The following is an 18,258-nucleotide window of genomic DNA, read 5'->3' as shown; positions in this document are numbered from 1 at the left end:
AAATGTATATTTTTACACCAACCATTTCACTGTATTAATTGTATTATAGTTAATATTTTACGCTTATGAAAAAAAAATTATGCTTTGTACTCTTGCTTCTGTTCACCTATGGATTGAATGCTCAGAGGTTTTTTACACTTGATAATGATGGCCCTTACATCGACAGTCTCACTCAGGTCATCAAATCCGCAAAATCAGACAGCATAAGAGGCATAACCAGTTTTAAACTTGCTGATTTGTTCAGGAGGAGCAAAAAAAATGAATTAGCAGATCAATATCTTCTTATTGCCAATAAAATTGCTCCCAAATATCCTTTTTTAAAAACGGTGGCGATCTATTACAATGCGGCAGGATTAGTAGGTAAAGGCGATTTTGACAATTATGCCAAGCAATTGAATCTGGCCAATACCGAACTGAAGAAATATAAAACCAAAGATTCTTATGTCCTGCAGGCATTTATTCTAAAAAACCTGTCTCTCGTCGAGGTCCTTCATAACAATGAAGTGGAAGCGATGAGGCTCCTGGTTAATGAAGCCGTTCCTTTAGCAAAAAAAGGAGGTGACCTTGAAGTTCTGAGTATTCTTTATAAGTCCATTGCTGTGATATTCATGAATAGTAATCAAAGGCCGAAGGCTAATACCTATCTGAAAATAGCTAAAGAATATATTGAAAAAGCCAGCACTTCTTCTTACACTTATCTTGAGACCAAAGCAGATATCTATATTACGGATGTTGAAAATCTGTGTTATCTTAACATGCTTGCTGAAGCAAAAAAATCACTTGATAAAGCATATGAGATTCTAAAAAACTATCCTAATTCTAATATGAATGGAAGCTATTACACCGCAGAGGGCTATTACTTTTACAAGGTGGGGCAATTCAATAATTCTTTAAAAAGTTATGATAAAGGTATTGCTAACAGTAATTTTCACAAGGATCCACTTCAGGCCAACCGTTTAAAATTTTCAAAATACATGCCTTTGAAAGCTTTGAACAGATTGGAGGATGCAAAAAATCTCTTATTGGACCTGTTAGGAAGTACCACACAATTTGCTCTTGATCAAAGAAACTTCACCAGAGAACTGGCTTTTATTTATGAAGACCTTGGAGATACTAAAAATGCATATAAATATCTTTCGAGATATAACACAATTAATGACAGTTTAAATGTGAGCGAATCGCAAGGCAAAGTAGCAGCACTGGAAGCCAAATTCAATAAGTCTGAAAATGAAAAAAAGATCAGTATGCTTGAAGCACAGCGACAGCGCGACAAACTGGTTGCAGAAAACAACAAGCTCTATTATGGTTTACTTGCAGCGATTTCTGTTATATTATTATTACTGGTCATCTTCCTTTGGGTCAATTCTAAAAACCAGAAAAAAATAGCGGTCCAACATGCTCAAAATTATGCTCAGAACATAGAAACGCTTAAAACTCAAAAAGAAATGGAAGTGACGCAGGCCATGATCCGAGGTGAGGAAGATGAGCGTAAAAGAATAGCAAGAGATCTCCACGATGGTATTGGAAGTATGCTTTCTTCTCTTAAGATCAGGTTTTTAAAGATCAGTAATTCTTCTGAGCCTGCTCAACCCAACGAAATTGAAAACATGAATACGCTCTTAAATAATTCTATTACAGAATTGCGACAGATCTCTTTTAATCTTATCCCTGAAACACTGCTTAAATTAGGACTTGAACATGCCCTTAGTGATCTTTGCCATCTTTTAGTAACCGACGAAGTTAATATTTACTTCCAGGCCAATAAGATCCAAAAAGATATCCCGGAAAGTGTTCAGATCATGATTTACAGGATCGTACAGGAATTGCTCAATAATGCTTTGAAACATTCTTCATGTACTGAAATCCTGGTTGATTGCAGCCAAAACGGATCTCATTTTCACATTACTGTAGAGGATAATGGAACTGGGTTTGACCCTACACAAGCCGATAACTTTACAGGTCAGGGACTAAAAAATCTCAAAAACAGGGTGGAACTCCTCAATGGAAAAATGGATATTCATTCTTCACAAAACAGCAACACAGTCTTTAATATTGAACTTTCTATTTAATAGCAATGGCTATCATAAAACCATACAAAACAGTTATCGTTGACGATCATCCCATCGTTACGGAAGGCTTGCAGCTTCTTTTTTCAAAATCAGATGATGTCGAGATCATTAAAAGTTTTAAAACCGGTGAAGCGCTTTTAGCCTATGAGAATCTCGATAAGATAGATATTATTTTACTCGATATATTCCTTCCGGACACTAATGGTATTGACCTGTGCCTGAAAATCAAAAAAACGTATCCTAAAATAATCATATTGGGTATGAGCAGCCAGTCTGAACGCAGTATCATTCTCCAAATGATCAAAAACGGGGCTCAGGGATATCTCTTAAAAAGTGCTTCTTTAGAAGAATTTAAAAACTGCATGAATAAAGCTGCATCCGGAGAATTGGCCTTTAGCCAGCAGGTTGAGAAAATTATTGAAAACACCAGCGTTTACGATCTGAAAGCTGTACCCAGATTAACCCAAAGAGAAAAAGAAATTTTGAAGCTTTTGGCAGAAGGCAAATCTACGCAGGAAATATCAGATATGCTATTTCTAAGTTATCTGACGGTACAGACACACCGAAGAAACTTATTAAATAAATATGAGGTGAGAAATGTCGTTGAACTTTTAAAGTTTGCCAAAGAAAATGGCCTTTATGTACCATAAGTGCATGAAGCATCTTACATAAAAAAAGTACTATCACTTAAGATAGTACTTCATCACCATAAATAAAAAACAATTACTGTTTACTGATCTTTTTCGAAATAATTTTCCCATTTTTGAATTCGATTTGTACAACGTACACCCCATTGGGAAGGTCTGCAATATCAATTACTTTGTGATTGGGTGCTTTTTGAATTGCTTTTCCATCAAGACTTATAATTGTAATACTTTTAAGGTCTTCTTTTGACCGGATCGTAATAAGATCTGATGCCGGATTCGGATAAATAATAATTTCATCTTTAGCAGTCTCCGAATCGACAGTGGCCAGTGTGGGAGATGTTGTAAAATAAGCTAATGACGGCTGAACTGTGGTCTGCCCATTGATGGTAAATGTATTAAATGCAACAGAAAGAACCGGCCCATTATTTTCTGTAACCCATTGATAGGACTCATTAACATAGGTAAACGTTGTTCCGCCAGTAACCTGACTTCCATTTCTTATTCTTTTTATTCTTAATGCATTAGGAAAAGTTCCATTGGGTGTTATAACCGTCCCGTAACCATCTACTTTAAAGCTTTGCGTTCCTGTTTCCGTTGATCCACCCGTATTGAATGCATAATTATCTGTAAATTCCTGGAGGTAATTCACTGGAAACTTATAGTCGATCAAGGGATCCGTATACGTAATGGTTACATTTCCTAATACGCTAAAATTTCCAATTGTTGTTGCTTCTGCATCACTGTTCAGCAGGTAATCAAAATTATTATTTCCTACAAGTTCAGCGATTCTATTGGCCGTGGGAAATTTTGAACAATTTGCCTGGCCCGGACATGGAAATAATTTAGTTGTTACAGTTTGGCTCCCAACATAAGTTGAAAAATCCCACGTCTGACCAGCTCCAGCCGGACCTGGACTTATCGATGTCGAAACGTTTACATTGTAAACAGTAGTGGTGGTATTGATTTTATCAAGAGCTGCCCTCGTTACCGTTGGTTGGGCAGCAGCTCCCACGCCTATTAAAAATAAAGAGGTAAAGATTAATTTTTTCATTTTGTTTTTGTTTGGTGTTTAAATAAATGATAATTATCGCCCTGACTGATTTACAAAAAGCTACATAAGATCAGGTCGCTCACATTACTCATTCCCTCATGAGTTATAGGAACAAATTTATCCCGATAAGGGCTTCGTTCCAATACCTGTGAAAACGTATCTTTTCTTACCTGACATCAGGTAATTACTTTGTATTCAGGAAAAAGAAACAGGATAGGCCAATGCAGTGTTCCTGATCACTACTGCTTTATTTTATACAATATTGAATCCCGTTTTATAAATATTTTTCATCAATATTCTTTATACTAAATAAATTGAGTACTTTCACTTCTTTAAAAATAATTCGTTACAGTTCCTCTATTATAAATCCCATTTGAACAAGGGGTTACCAATGGGGATTGGACAAAAAAATCATATGAAAAAAGCAGGAATTATAGGTTACGGATGGCTTGGGTCACGAATTGCAGAAAAACTATCAGAAAAGTTCGAAATATATACCACTACGACGACTTCAGACAAAGAAGAATATTTAAACAAGAAAGGATTCCATCCATGTATTATCAATTTTCCGGATTATCTGTTGTCTGAAAAACATGTCCAATGGGAAGCCATTAAAGAGCTTGATGTATTGATTATAACGATCCCTATTTCAGGAAAAAACTGCTGTGCAAGTTCATTATATAATAGAATTCAAAATTTATTTTCTTTTATAGGTGATTTTAATGGCCAGATTTTTCTAATGAGCTCTACCGGTGTTTATCCGGATCTTGATCAGGAATTAAAAGAAGAAGATATGTCTTCTGATAACGTTCCGGGTGAAAGAATGATAAAAAACAAATATCCACAAGTCAATATTTTACGATTGGCGGGGTTAATGGGAGAAGACAGGTTTTTGAGCAAATATCGTGTATCAAACCTAAACTTTTTCACTAACCATATCCACTATGTTGACATTGGTTTAGTGCTTGAAAAAATGATTGACCAAAAATCCCAGTCCAAAATTTATAATGTAGTTGCTCCGCTCCATCCAACAAAATCAGAAGTGATCAATGCTCAGAAAAATCTTGAAAATGCGGAGATAACAGATGATCCCAAAGGAAAAAAAATTTCATCTGCTAAGCTAATATCCGAACTGGATTTCATATTTAAGTATCCGGATCCCAAAAGCTTCCATGAGATGAGCTCAACAGAGTAAAAAAAACGTAAACCCAAATACCAAACATTATATCATGAAAGAAGACATTACGTTATGGAAAAAATTGAAAAAACGGCTTCAACCATTAAAAGCTTCGATAACTCCTAACCGTCAGACCTTAAAGGCTGCCGGTTTTGGCATTCTTATCAGTTCAGTTCTCTTTTTTATTTTGGTATCAGCAGATAAATTCCTTCCTGCAATAGGTTTTGGCAATTTCATCTTATTCATACTTATTTCTTTTCTGGTCAGTTATCTTGTAGGTTCTATATTGAGTGGGCTGGCTGGTTTAATAGGAAAAACACCGCCTAATTTCAGGCAAGCTATCGGTTTTTTACTGTTCTTCTTCTTTTACCTGATTTTAATTACCCCTACTTTTCGCTGGATACTCATTGTTTTTCTTATTATTTTTCCTGCGCTCACTTTTGGAGCATTATTCTACTGGAGGTCAAAAGCTAAAGAATCGTGGTCACTGCGACAGAAAATCGTCACAGGAATTTCACTTTTAATTGGAGTTCTGGGCTTAGGTATAGGCGGCTATATATTTCTGTATGATGGAACTTCTCAAACGGCATTAACGAATTACAAAATGTCAGGAAACCTTCCAGTACCTATTGAAGCTCCTGACCCTGCCCTTCCCGGTAAATATAAGATAGGCTTCCTGAGCTATGGGTCCGGGAAAGATAAACGCCGAACCCTTTATGGAAAAGATGCACGTATTAAAACACCTTCAGTAGACGGATCCCTTCTTCTTAAATCCTGGAATGGTATTTCCGGCAAACTCCGTACACGATATTTTGGATTCGACAAAACCCAACTGCCATTGAATGCCATGGTATGGTATCCCGAAAATTTCCAGGGACAGGCTCCGTTGGTACTTATTGTTCATGGAAATCATCTGGCTCAGGATTGGTCTGAAAAAGGATATGATTATCTTGGAAAGCTTTTGGCCAGTAAAGGATATATCGTTGCTTCTGTGGATGAAAATTTCCTGAATACCAGCATCACAGATTTGGATCAGAAAGGATTTAAAGATGAAAATGGCGCACGTGGCTGGCTGATGCTTAAACATCTGCAACTATGGCGAAAGTGGAATAAAGACCCTTCAAATCCATTTTTCAACAAGATCAACATGGATCAGATTGCTCTGATCGGGCATTCAAGAGGTGGAGAAGCGATGTCACATGCTGCTCTGTTTAACAAACTCCCTTATTTTCCTGATAATGCCAATGAGGTCTTTGATTTTAACTTTAATATAAAAGCATATATAGCTATTGCTCCGGTAGATGGTCAATATCAACCTGCTTCCATACTGGCTCCGTTGGAGGATATTAATTATTTTGTTATTCAGGGTGTCCATGATATGGATATGCAGTCTTATGGAGGTCTGGCCACTTATAAACGAATCCAATACACCAAAGGCTACCAAGGATTCAAGGCGGGATTATATGTTAATCAGGCAAATCATGGTCAATTCAATACTTCCTGGGGAAGGTATGATTCAAGCAGCCCGTATATCAGTCAATTTAATATGACGCATCTGATGCCTGAAAAAGAACAGCAGCAGATCGCAAAAGTATATATCAGCGCGTTTTTGGATGTTAACTTAAAAGGAGAAACAGTATATAAGCCCCTTTTTACAGATTACCGCTACGGTCGTCAATGGCTTCCCAATCACATTTATTTCAATCAGTTTGAAGATAGTCAGACGTTATTCGTTGCCCGTTATGAAGAGGATTTAAACCTGTCTACCGGAACCCTGCCAGGCGTAAGCATCACCACGAAAAACCTAACTCTTTGGAGGGAAGCACAGCAAAAACTTATCTGGAACAGTCAGATTTCCCGGGCAGTATATATCGGTTGGAATCATCAGGAAACAACTAACAAACCAGCCAGCTACACATTTGATTTTAATGAAAATATAGGTCAGGATCTAACAGGCTATGCGCTGGCGTTCAATCTGGCAGAAAGTGATGAATCTCCTGTAGCCCCTAAAAAGGAACAAAAAGATAAGAAAGAGGAAAAGAAAAACCCCTCAAAAGAGAACCAACAAAAAAAAGCAATCGACTTTAGTATTGAACTGACCGATCAGAAAGGGACACATATTCGTTTTCTGTTAAGTACCTGCGCTCCGCTTCAGCCACAATTGAAAAAGAACCTGACTAAGTTTGCCTTTTTTGATGACAACGGAGATGCAGAATCAATTCCGGATTACTTTTATTTTGATCTGGATACCCTCCATAAAAAATATCCAACATTGGATCTGAACAGTCTGAAATCAATTTCTTTGATCTTTGATAAGAGTCCGGAAGGTGCCATAATTTTAGATGATGTAAGTTTTGTAAAACTTTCTGATTCCCCAAAATAAAAAAATCATAATCACATTTATTTTAAACTTTTAGAATGGATATTAAAAACTTTGCCTCTCAATGGATTAACTCCTGGAATTCACATAACCTGGACGAAATTTTAAGTCATTATGCAGATGATATTGAAATCACTACTCCCATGATAAAAACATTTACCAATGGGGAGGATACTCTAAAAGGAAAAGAAGCTGTTAGAAATTATTGGTTAAAAGCTCTTGATAAAGTACCTGATCTGCATTTTATATTGTATGATGTAACGTACGGAATCAATTCTGTCGCACTCTATTATCAATCAATCATGAATAAAAAAGCGATTGAAGTGATGTTCTTTAATGATGAAGGGAAGGTAAATAGAATGTATGCGCTGTATACAGAGTAATATGACAGCTAATTGATAAGACAAATAGTAAGCCACAAATCGAAGATTCGACGAAGTCAAAAGCCACAAAAGTTTTTTGAACACCTTGTTATTGCGAACGAATGTGCTTGTATTGAGCCTGTCGAAATAATGCAATCTCAACAAGCAAAAGTTTTAACACTTAAGTTGCATTAAGTTTAATACCTATTGCATAAGAAGAACACATAAGTTTCTAAAAATCAATGATTTTTTTATCGTGGCGATAAAAATCTGCTTGATCTCTAGGACCTGAGAGAGAGATAAAAGTGTACATCTTTGCAAATCTGAGGTATCTTTGGTTAAAATTAAAAACACAAAAGTTTTAACACCTAAGTTGCTTTAAGTTTAATATCTAAAAATAACTCATCTATTAATTTGATTAAAAATGGAAAATAAAAAAGCATTACTCATTATAGACATTCAGAATGATTATTTTGAAGAAGGAGCCAATCCTTTGAACGGAAGTTTAGAAGCCAGCTTACATGCTAAAAAACTATTGGAAGATTTTAGAAAAAAATCACTTCCTGTTATTCATATTCAGCATTTTTCAACAAGAGAAGGTTCCACATTTTTTATTCCCAATACCAAGGGAGTTGAAATCCACGAAAATGTAACGCCGGTAGGTGATGAAAAAGTTATTGCCAAAAACTATCCCAACAGTTTTCGGGACACAGAATTACTGGACTATTTAAAAACAAATGATATCACAGAGTTAATCATTTGCGGTATGATGACCCACATGTGCGTTGATGCAACTACGAGAGCTGCCAAAGATTTCAATTTCACCTGTACATTAATTGGAGACGCCTGTGCAACTAAGGATCTCGAGATCCAGGGAAAATCTGTAGCAGCTTTTGAAGTCCAGAAGTCTTTTCTTGCAGCATTGAACTATTTCTATTCCACAGTTAAAAGTACAGATGAATATGTACATGGTAACTAATCGTTAAGTAGAGTGATAAAAAACAAACTCTTTACTGGCGCATCCACAAAAATGAAACTGGTCCCCTGATTCCAATTATTTTATAGATAATTTTAATCACCAAATTGACTATAACATTTAAAAACAATACAAGATGATTAACATTTCAAAAGAACAGGGGTATTTAACATTAATTAATGTTTTCACAGTTGCACCGGAGAATCAGGATAAATTACTCAATTTACTGATTTCATGTACGGACGAATTTATCTCAGATTGCCCGGGATTTATTTCTGCAAGCTATCACAAAGGAATAGATGGAAAAAGCGTTGTCCTTTATGCACAATACGAAAATATGGAAGCTTTTCAAGGTGTAATCAACAGCGAAGGAGGAAAACGTATGATTTCTGAAGGTACGCAGTTAGCAGAATCTGCACAGCGTAGTTTTTGTAACGTTTATGATACCAGAGAAGTGTAATTAACGTCTGCAACACAATTATCCGTCCGAACTTCTGACCTATCGGATCATTCATTATATTTATTGTCTAATATGAATACATGAATGAAATTTTTAAAATATTCAAAATAGGTGTCACTGAATCCGAAAGGATCAGCCAGCAAGACAATGATCCTCACCATCATGATTTTGAAGAATTACTTATTGGGAAATATGGTCAACTGGAGCATTTTATAGATTTTAAATCTCAGGTCATGAATGCTCCTTTTGTTTCCTTTATTACACAAGGCAAAGTGCATAGGGCAAAACCTTTGGCAAAGAACAAGCAATGTGATATCTGGGGGATCCGCTTTAAAAGTGAATTTATTGCTGATACTGTTTTTCAGCTTTATACAACCTATCATGATAAGGCAAATATTTGCCTGAAAGCAGATGAATGTTTTGAACGTCTTAACACCATTTGTGAAATTATTTATCAGGAATACCTTCAGCCAGATCCTGACCTATCGGTTATAAGACAGTTATTGAGCAGCCTCTTCACGATCATCGAATCTGAACGAAAGAAACTCAATTTAAATAATGACGAATCAAAAAAGATCAAAAGCACTACATTTAAAAATTTCTTAATACTTCTCAATGAACATTATAAAGAAGCAAAAGATGTCAATTTTTATGCAGAGCAACTCTCTATGACTATCCGAAATCTAAACCTCATTTGTCAGGAGATTTTACATCAAAGTGTTTCGGAAATTATAGAAACCAGAAAATTAACAGAAGCTAAAAATCTTCTTATCACCACCCATAAAACAATTGCGGAAATTGGTTACGAACTTGGTTTTAATGAAAAAACATACTTCACGCATGCTTTTAAAAAGAAATCAGGCCTCACCCCATCGGAGTACCGAAAGGAAATGGCAAAGATCATTTCCTAAAATCACAACTCTTCTTCTGATAAATATTACTACTTCATCGCTCTTGTTTTGGAAATTTGTACTCTAATTTTTAAACAAATAGAAAATGAAAAAATCATTTATAACAAAGACATTGTTAATTACCTCATTAGTAGCTATACTCAACCTTATAGCTTGTAAAGAAAACACCAAAACTCCTGAAACCGATAAAGCTCTGCAGCAGATCAAAGAAATGGCTGCAGCCAATGCTGTGATTTCTAAAAATCTTGAAACTTTCGACACATTGGATTATACTGTATTCAGTAACAGGGACTGGAAAAGACTTCATGAAAGCCACGCTAAGGATATTCTTGTTCATTTTCCTGACGGACATACAGAAAAAGGATTAGAACAGCATATTAAAACACTGGATGCCATGTTCGTTTATGCACCGGATACCAGAATCAAAGAACATCCTATAAAATTGGGAAGTGGAAATATCACCGCAGTAATGGGATATATGGAAGGTACCTTCACAAAGCCAATGCCTGTTGGTGATGGTACATTGATCCAGCCAACCGGAAAGAAATTCAAGCTTCCTATGGCGACCATCGGCATATGGAAAAAGGATGGAACAATGAGTGAAGAATATTTGTTCTGGGATAATAAATCCTATATGGATCAGATTATGACAAAAAAATAAACTGACAAAAAAAGATGAAGGCAACAAAATTTAAATAATATGCCAATGCCTGATCTCCTGTTCAGAAAAAAAATACCCAATCGCTGATTGGGTATTTTTTTTTGACTTATTACAATAGCCTGATCCGTTCTTCTTCCAGATCGATCTGATAAATCTGCCAATTGATGTATTCTTCATGTACTTCCGAATCCCTATTGAGTTTCGATAAAAACTGGCGCTGATTTTCCAGCAATTCCAAATAATTCTGCCGGGAAGTTTCGGTCATTCTTAAATGTTCGGGTTGACTGATTTTATACTCCCACTGGTCGATCATTTTTTGCAGATGAGGATCATCATACTGTCCTTTCTTCTGTTTCTCTTTCAGTAAACGTATGGTTTCTACCACGAGATGGTTTTTCACCTTCATTTTTGCCTCGTCTTCAGGTAGCTCCCTGCCGTACTCAAAAAGTCTTGAACGTTTAATGATATATGGAAGTGTGAGCCCTTGAATTAAAAGCGTTAGTAAAATAACAGTAAATGTGACAAATAAAATAAGATTCCGATGGGGAAAGGCTTCTCCACTTGGTAGCGTTAATGGAATAGACAAAGCTGCAGCTAACGACACCACTCCTCTCATCCCTGTCCACCCAAGTAATAAAGGCATACTAAACCTTCTCCGTCTGCTAAGACCTGCTCCTGGTGCAACACTGGGCCTGAACAGGATCGTAGCAACCATTGCTCCATAAGAAGAAACCATCCTTGTAGCAATTAAAATACCACTAACCAAAGCCCCATAAAAGATGGCTTTACTCAACGGTATTCCATCTTCCCTCAACCCTTTTACAATTTCAGGAAGCGCCAATCCAATGATCATAAATACAATCCCGTTGAGAATGAAAATTAAAGCTTCCCAAAAACTTAAGCCTTTTATTCTGCTGGCACTCGTTAAAAAGGAAAGCCGGTTTCTTGATAAAAGTAAACCACCAGCAACTACTGCCAGTACACCTGAACTATGTGCCTGTTCAGCAATCCAATACAGCAAATAAGGCTCAACAAGGGTAAAGACAATATCTGATGGTGCATCCGTAGGTAATCTTTTATGTGCCTGCATGCATAACCAGCCTCCCAAAAGCCCAATTCCAACACCACCGATCACCATCCATGAAAACTCAACAATTGCAGTCTGAAAAATAAACTGTCCGGTACATACAGCCACCAGAGCAAATCTTACGATAATAAGCGATGATGCATCGTTGAGTAAACTTTCTCCTTCCAGAATGGCAGATGTTGCTTTAGGGATCTTTACAAATTTCATAATAGCTCCTGTACTCACTGCATCAGGAGGTGACACAATTCCCCCTAAAAGAAAACCCAGAGCCAGGGTAAAACCCGGAATGAAGTAATTGGATATTAACGCCACAGTAAGTGCTGAAAAAAATACAACGATAAAAGCAAAACTACTAATAATACGCCACCATTTTTTCATTTCTTTAAAAGAGATAGTCCAGGCGGCCTCAAACAATAGAGGTGGTAAAAAAATAAAAAATATCAAATCCGGATCTATCTGTATCGTTGGTAATCCAGGAATGAAACTGATCAATAACCCCACCACCACAAGAAGTATAGGATAGGCAACCCTAAGCTTAGTTGCCAGCATTTCGATCAGTACTATTAACACAATAAGTGCTAACATGAAGGGTAATAGTTCGTGCATATTCAGGTAATCGTTATTTGAAATAATGAATTGAAATCAATTTGTTTTTTAAAAATAAGATTTTAGGAGATAACTTTCAAGAAAAACTATGTATAACACTTAAAATCAGACTACATTTATCATTTTCCAGAGAATTAAAATCTTACATTTATTCTTATTATTTTACCAACAAAGCCAAGATAAACCTGGATCATTAATCATTCACAAAATATAATTCTAATACAATGAAAACAGTAGAAATTACTACAGATAAAGGTTATTCCATTTCTGCAAATATTTATGAGGCACCACAAAGCAAAAATACCCTTATCATAGCATCTGCTACAGGAGTAAAGCAGTCTTATTACAAAAAATTTGCAGAATTTATTGCACAAGCAGGTATCTCAGTAGTTACTTTTGATTATTTAGGTATTGGAAAATCCTTGAAACAACCCCTTAAAAATCTGAAAAACAATACTGTTGATTGGAGTAAAAATGATCTAAGCTCAGTTATAGCATATGCAGAAAAACAGTATCCCGAATCTAAGATCACCCTACTAGGTCATAGTATTGGAGGACAATTAATTGGGCTATCTCAATTTTCTACAAAAGCTCATAAAATCATCCTTGTCGCTGCACAAAGTGGATATTGGAAGTTTTGGAATGGGTTTCAAAAATATAAGCTATGGTCTTATTGGACAGCGTTCTTCCCTCTTCTCATCAAGATGTTTGGTTATCTGCCTTCAAAGAAAATAAGTGGTATGGAAGATTTACCGAAAAATGTTGCCAACCAATGGGGAAGCTGGTGCTTATCTCCTAATTATCTTTTCGATCATGTAGAAGAACAAAATCTGTTTTTTAAAAGTATCACAGTTCCATTAATCTCCATAAGTATTGAAAATGATCCCTTTGCTCCAAGAAAAGCTGTGGAATGGTTAGCAGAAAAATATGAGAATGCTTCTGTTAAAAAAATTCATCTTATTGCAAAAGACTTTGACACTCACGATATAGGGCATTTTGGCATTTTCCGTGAAAAGTTTAAAGATAATATTTGGCCAATGCTTCAGAAAGAGGTTGGTTAAATCTTTTATGATCAAACAAACTTAGTAATAGTACCCTACTTCTATCATCAGATCTTCAAAACTGAAATAGAAGCCGAAGCTGTCTCTTATCTTACGAGGTTCCTGTTCTCCCACAATACCTCCCGCTTTTAACCGTTGATAAATTTCGTTTACCTGCTCCTGAGTATCCAGCATAAATCCAATATGAAAAGCTTCAGGATACACAGGGCTTCCTTCCCTGTTTTTCATGATCACTAATGTAAAACCGTCCTCTCCTTTTAATACAGTAACGATGTAATCGCCCTTTACATCGATGCATTTAAAACCGAAATACGTTTCAAAGAATTGTGTAGTTTTTTCAACATTGGCAACTACTAAATTGATATGATTAAGCTTCATGTTCTTTTGTTAAAAAGTGAATTTAGCTATTATTTTTTAATTGAAATAAAGATTGATCATATTATTTATTTGATAATTGGGAGCTAAGTTCACTGTAATGGCCTATTAAGAGCAATATTGTTATGGGAAATTTGCATCCAAAGATCTCGATATATTTTTCTCCTGAACCATGTTCGCAGGAATACATCCTGTATTTAGAAAAACATCCATCTGATGGCAAATAAACATTTCTATGCCAATTGTTTGTACAGAATCTTTGATCTTTATTTATGACTTGTATTGAGAGATTGCTTTATTTCGGCAGGCTCAATATAAGCACATTCGTTCGCAATGACGGGGAAGTTTCCTATACCTACTTTGTCATTCTGAAAGAATCTAAAGATCATTATTTAAAAACCTTTGCTTTTTGAAATTTTCTCAATGTGTTTAGATTCTTTCATTCCGCAAAGCTCCATTTCAGAATGACAAAAAGGGTAAAATAAATCATAGACTTCTAGGGAACTTATGTCTATTTCTGACACAGCATGTATTAAATTTAAAGCAACTTAAGTGTTGGGACTGTTGTGAGTTCAGATTGCTTTACTTCGACAAGCTCAGTGCAAGCACATTCGTTCGCAATGACAGAGTGTGTGAAAACTTTTGTGTCTTTTATGGTTTAATTTTTTGCTCTCGTGGACTGAGCAAATTTTTCAGATTGTTTCGCAACAGTTAAAGAATCGGGGATCCTCCACGATTCTATTGTTAATATTTCGCAAAGTATGGGAGAATTATGGTTCCGATAGAAAAAATTGTTTTAATTTCACATGAAAATAGAGTGTAATGAAGGTTTTTGGAAAGTAATCTGACTGAAATAAAAAGTTATTGTCCCTACCTTTATTATATTGTACTCCAAGTATTACGAAATGCCTAAAAAATATCTACTGCCATCCGAATTGTCCTGGCTATCTTTTAATAACTGCCTTTTGCAGGAAGCCGCTGATAAGACCAACCCTCTGTACGAAAGAATAAAATTTCTTGCTATCCATTCTTCCAATCTGGATGAATTTTATCGTGTAAAAATCAGTGATCTGCATTCCATTCCTGAAAAGAGTGATCTGTTTGAGAAAGTCAAAAAAGAAATCAACCGTCAGCAGAATACATTTGGTTCTATATGGAGAAAACAAATTGTTCCTGAACTGCAGGAAAATAAAATTATCTATTACGAAAATCAACCTCTGCTTCCTTTACATTCTGATGAGATCGAAAATTATTTTAAAACAACTATTCTCTCGTATGTACAGATTGTTTATTTATCGGAAGACGAAAACCTGGAATATTTTCTAAACAACAGACAGCTTTATTTATTGATTAAATTAAAAAGTAAGAATGGTGAAATCAGGTATTGCTATATCAATATCCCGTCTGATAAACTAAACCGTTACAAAGTACTGAGTCCTGTAAAAGGAAAGAATTATATCATTTCTATAGATACCATTATCAAGAAATGCCTGCACTATATATTTACAGATCAGGAGACCTCAACCGCATTTGCAATCAAGCTCAACAGGGATGAAAATTACCTGATCGAAGACGAAGCAAGTGGAAACCTGGTATCTAAAATCAAAAAGAAATTGCAGGAACGAAAATCCGGTTCATCCACAAGGTTCCTATACGACTTCAATATGCCGGAAGAAATGATAGAGCTCTGTAAAAGGTCATTTCATCTGAAAGACTATGAAATGATTGAAGGAGGTACCCATCACAATTTTTTTGATCTTTTTAAATTCCCTAATCCCAATTTCCCGGATCTGCAAAATGAAAATTTCCCTCCGGTAAAACATCTGCCTTTTGAAACCAAAAAATCAATATTTGAAGCCATAGATACGGAAAATCAGCTGCTTCATTTTCCTTATCAGTCATATCATTATGTCCTTCAGTTTTTTAATGAGGCAGCTATTCATAAAGATGTTACAGAGATAAAAGTGACCCTTTACAGAATATCCTCACAGTCACTTATCGCCAACGCCCTGATCAGTGCGGCTAAAAACGGCAAAAAAGTAACTGTTTTTGTTGAGGTCAAAGCACGGTTTGATGAAAACAATAATCTATTCTGGGCTAATGAAATGCAGAGGGCTGGGATCAAGATTATTTATAGCATGCCCAACCTGAAGGTGCATGCTAAAGTAGCGCTGCTGATGATGAAAAAAGGTGACAAAACAAAAAACTATGCCTATCTCTCTACTGGAAACTTTAATGAAAGTACAGCAGAAACATACACCGATTTTGGATTTTTCACTTCTCAAAAAGAATATACGGATGATCTGAAACAGGTATTCCGGTTTTTTAGAACTAAAGAAAAAAAGTATCCCATTTCCAATCTATGGGTGGCAGGATTTAACCTTAAAGAAAACATCTTACACCATATTGATACTGAAATACAAAATGTTGAAAACGGAAAGAAAGGTGCCATTTTCATGAAAGTTAATGGTTTAAATGACAAGGAAATTATCAATAAACTGATTGAAGCCAATAATGCAAAAGTTGATATTACCCTTATCGTAAGAGGCATCTGTACATTATTGCCGGGAATCAAAGGTTCTACTGAAAATATCAAAATGTACAGGATTGTAGATCGTTATCTCGAGCACTCCAGAATCTATAAATTTCATAACGATGGTGCAGAAAAAATTTACCTTTCTTCTGCAGATATGCTCAGCAGAAACCTCAACCGAAGGATTGAAGTTGCTTTTCCGGTCAGGGATAAAAAATTAACTGAAGAGATTAATTCCATTATTCAAATACAGCTTAATGATCACACTAAAAAGAGGATCATTAACAGTAAAGGTCAAAGTATCTCCGAATATCAACCCGGTGAGAAACAAACCTCATCTCAGATAGCAACCTATCTCTGGTATAAAAAGAAGGAGAGAAAAGTAAAAAAGAAATAAGGAGTGCTTATAAACATAACCGCGCGATTACCGAGGTATCTAAAATACTTTTTTTAGGCAAAACAACAGACCATGCATGTCCTTTTGATATCCATGATATCGATTGATACTGGGGGAAATTAATAAAGCTGCATACAACAATTTCTCCTTTACATTCTATCTGATCGATTTCATATAAATGAAAAGGAGTCATGAGTCCGGTTTTCAAAACTTTGGATAATGCCTCCTTGATGGTCCATAAAATCGTCAGGCTTTTACTGGCATCTGTATCAATTAAATGAAGTTTATGCTTTTCGCTGGAAGTAATGATCCCTTTAATGGTGTCTATCTGTTCTGCATTTATCGCTTCAACATCTACTCCCATTGGATGTCCTTCCGGGAATACCACCGCTATTCCCATTTCTGTAGTATGAGAAATGCTGAGCTGTACATTTCCGGCCTCAGCAAGATAAAGAACCGGCTGTTGAAATATTCCCGATTCTATCCTTGCATCTGTTATTATTACGTCATTCATAAAGGCACTCAACGCCATTTTAGCAGCATATCTGCCCAGTAAATAGCTGTGCTGTACTTTATTTAATTTTAAAGTATCAAAAAAATTCAGTTCTTTTTCATGAAGAAAAGAGTGGCGGATTTCTTTCAATTGTACAAGAGGATTATTCACCACTGCAATAGCAGCAGGATAGTCAGCATCAGCTCTTAGTAGAGATAATTTTTCAACCGCACCTGTATTTCGTATTGATAAATTCATAATAATCTGTTCACCATCAATGGAGATATAAAAGTAACTATATTATTTGAAAGAAAAGGGATCCGGTTGGTTCTTCCGCATTCTGAAATCTGTAAATGCATCTCTCCTGTTCAGCAAAAAATAGATATTATTATGCAATAAAAAGCCTAATTCCTTTCCGGGTTGTTCTCCAAATGAATGCCCCGGCCAGATCAACGTCTGCTGGGGCAGGTACTGCTTTATAAACTGTACAGAATCATATAGTGAATTAATCCCACTGTTATCACAGATTCCCACTCCCTCAATAAAAATGGTATCTCCTGTAAAGCAGTGCCCATCGATCAGATAGCATACACTTCCTTTTGTATGTCCCGGAGTCAGTAAAACTGTTACAGTATAGTTCCCTATAATAATTTCCTGTAAATGCTGCACAGCAATGAGATTGGGACATGTAAAATCATAATGTCGTATTTCAATGGCTGACATATATACAGGAACTCCATAATATGTTGCAAAAGTTGAAGCCAGATCTGTATGATCGTGGTGAGAATGGGTCAACAAAACCCCTTTTAATGTAATATTATTATTTCTCAAGAAACGGCTGATAAGCTCATAATCCCAGGCCGGATCGATCAGGATTCCGGAATGGTCATTATGAATCAGGTAACATTGGTTTTTAATCCCTTGTCCTGAGGTGAGGAAAACTTCTACTTTCATCTATTGATATATTTTTTTAACGATCAAATGGAACACCCATAATCACTTCTTTGTGCTC

The 18,258-nt window shown here is 35.9% G+C and carries 16 protein-coding genes; 11 read left to right on the top strand and 5 right to left on the bottom strand.

All coding sequences use genetic code 11. The features are described from left to right. The first annotated feature begins 65 nt into the window (after positions 1 to 65). A complete protein-coding gene (locus CEY12_RS01725) occupies positions 66 to 2,069 on the top strand; it encodes a sensor histidine kinase (RefSeq protein ID WP_089026052.1) in 2,004 nt (667 codons plus the stop codon). Positions 2,070 to 2,074: 5 nt separating this feature from the next. Further along, positions 2,075 to 2,719 carry a response regulator gene (locus tag CEY12_RS01720; RefSeq protein WP_228409769.1) on the top strand — a complete coding sequence of 215 codons (645 nt, stop codon included), beginning with the start codon at positions 2,075 to 2,077 and terminating at the stop codon, positions 2,717 to 2,719. A gap of 73 nt (positions 2,720 to 2,792) precedes the next feature. Here CEY12_RS01720 and CEY12_RS01715 read toward each other — a convergent pair whose 3' ends face one another. Then, on the bottom strand, positions 2,793 to 3,767 hold the full coding sequence (locus tag CEY12_RS01715) for a T9SS type A sorting domain-containing protein (RefSeq protein WP_089026051.1): 975 nt from the start codon (positions 3,765 to 3,767) through the stop codon (positions 2,793 to 2,795). Positions 3,768 to 4,182: 415 nt separating this feature from the next. On the opposite strand from CEY12_RS01715, the gene CEY12_RS01710 reads away from it, so the two are divergent. From CEY12_RS01710 to CEY12_RS01680, 7 genes are all read left to right on the top strand, one after another. Next, a complete protein-coding gene (locus CEY12_RS01710) occupies positions 4,183 to 4,962 on the top strand; it encodes a hypothetical protein (protein WP_089029745.1) in 780 nt (259 codons plus the stop codon). Between the two features lie 34 nt (positions 4,963 to 4,996). Then, the gene (locus CEY12_RS01705) at positions 4,997 to 7,327 is read left to right on the top strand and encodes an alpha/beta hydrolase family protein (protein ID WP_089026050.1); all 2,331 of its coding nucleotides are present in this window, start codon (positions 4,997 to 4,999) and stop codon (positions 7,325 to 7,327) included. A gap of 35 nt (positions 7,328 to 7,362) precedes the next feature. Then, complete coding sequence (locus CEY12_RS01700) at positions 7,363 to 7,707, top strand: nuclear transport factor 2 family protein (protein ID WP_089026049.1); 345 nt, start codon at positions 7,363 to 7,365, stop codon at positions 7,705 to 7,707. 403 nt (positions 7,708 to 8,110) lie between these two features. Further along, on the top strand, positions 8,111 to 8,665 hold the full coding sequence (locus CEY12_RS01695; protein WP_089026048.1) for a cysteine hydrolase family protein: 555 nt from the start codon (positions 8,111 to 8,113) through the stop codon (positions 8,663 to 8,665). Positions 8,666 to 8,798: 133 nt separating this feature from the next. Further along, positions 8,799 to 9,122, top strand: coding sequence for an antibiotic biosynthesis monooxygenase family protein (locus CEY12_RS01690; RefSeq protein ID WP_089026047.1), 324 nt, complete (start codon positions 8,799 to 8,801; stop codon positions 9,120 to 9,122). 80 nt (positions 9,123 to 9,202) lie between these two features. Further along, the gene (locus CEY12_RS01685) at positions 9,203 to 10,033 is read left to right on the top strand and encodes a helix-turn-helix transcriptional regulator (RefSeq protein WP_089026046.1); all 831 of its coding nucleotides are present in this window, start codon (positions 9,203 to 9,205) and stop codon (positions 10,031 to 10,033) included. 85 nt (positions 10,034 to 10,118) lie between these two features. Continuing rightward, entirely contained in the window at positions 10,119 to 10,694 is a 576-nt protein-coding gene (locus CEY12_RS01680; protein WP_089026045.1) for an ester cyclase, read from the top strand. 109 nt (positions 10,695 to 10,803) lie between these two features. On the opposite strand, the gene CEY12_RS01675 is transcribed toward CEY12_RS01680, so the two are convergent. Further along, positions 10,804 to 12,387: a Na+/H+ antiporter gene (locus CEY12_RS01675; RefSeq protein ID WP_089026044.1), complete on the bottom strand. Its 1,584-nt coding sequence runs from the start codon at positions 12,385 to 12,387 to the stop codon at positions 10,804 to 10,806. Positions 12,388 to 12,611: 224 nt separating this feature from the next. Here CEY12_RS01675 and CEY12_RS01670 point away from each other — a divergent pair, with 224 nt between their 5' ends. Beyond that, the gene (locus CEY12_RS01670) at positions 12,612 to 13,448 is read left to right on the top strand and encodes an alpha/beta fold hydrolase (RefSeq protein WP_089026043.1); all 837 of its coding nucleotides are present in this window, start codon (positions 12,612 to 12,614) and stop codon (positions 13,446 to 13,448) included. A gap of 21 nt (positions 13,449 to 13,469) precedes the next feature. On the opposite strand, the gene CEY12_RS01665 is transcribed toward CEY12_RS01670, so the two are convergent. Further along, positions 13,470 to 13,826: a VOC family protein gene (locus CEY12_RS01665; protein ID WP_089026042.1), complete on the bottom strand. Its 357-nt coding sequence runs from the start codon at positions 13,824 to 13,826 to the stop codon at positions 13,470 to 13,472. Between the two features lie 902 nt (positions 13,827 to 14,728). On the opposite strand from CEY12_RS01665, the gene ppk1 reads away from it, so the two are divergent. After that, on the top strand, positions 14,729 to 16,753 hold the full coding sequence (gene ppk1 / locus CEY12_RS01660) for a polyphosphate kinase 1 (protein ID WP_089026041.1): 2,025 nt from the start codon (positions 14,729 to 14,731) through the stop codon (positions 16,751 to 16,753). 7 nt (positions 16,754 to 16,760) lie between these two features. Here ppk1 and CEY12_RS01655 read toward each other — a convergent pair whose 3' ends face one another. After that, positions 16,761 to 17,504, bottom strand: a complete 744-nt coding sequence (locus tag CEY12_RS01655) for a 4'-phosphopantetheinyl transferase family protein (protein ID WP_089026040.1) — start codon at positions 17,502 to 17,504, stop codon at positions 16,761 to 16,763. A gap of 42 nt (positions 17,505 to 17,546) precedes the next feature. Then, the gene (locus CEY12_RS01650) at positions 17,547 to 18,200 is read right to left on the bottom strand and encodes an MBL fold metallo-hydrolase (RefSeq protein WP_089026039.1); all 654 of its coding nucleotides are present in this window, start codon (positions 18,198 to 18,200) and stop codon (positions 17,547 to 17,549) included. Positions 18,201 to 18,258: the final 58 nt, after the last annotated feature.

The organism is Chryseobacterium sp. T16E-39 (assembly GCF_002216065.1).
In the GTDB taxonomy this organism is placed as follows: Bacteria; Bacteroidota; Bacteroidia; order Flavobacteriales; family Weeksellaceae; genus Chryseobacterium.
Note: the sequence above shows the minus strand (reverse complement) of the source record. Positions and strands in the feature narration are given on the sequence as shown.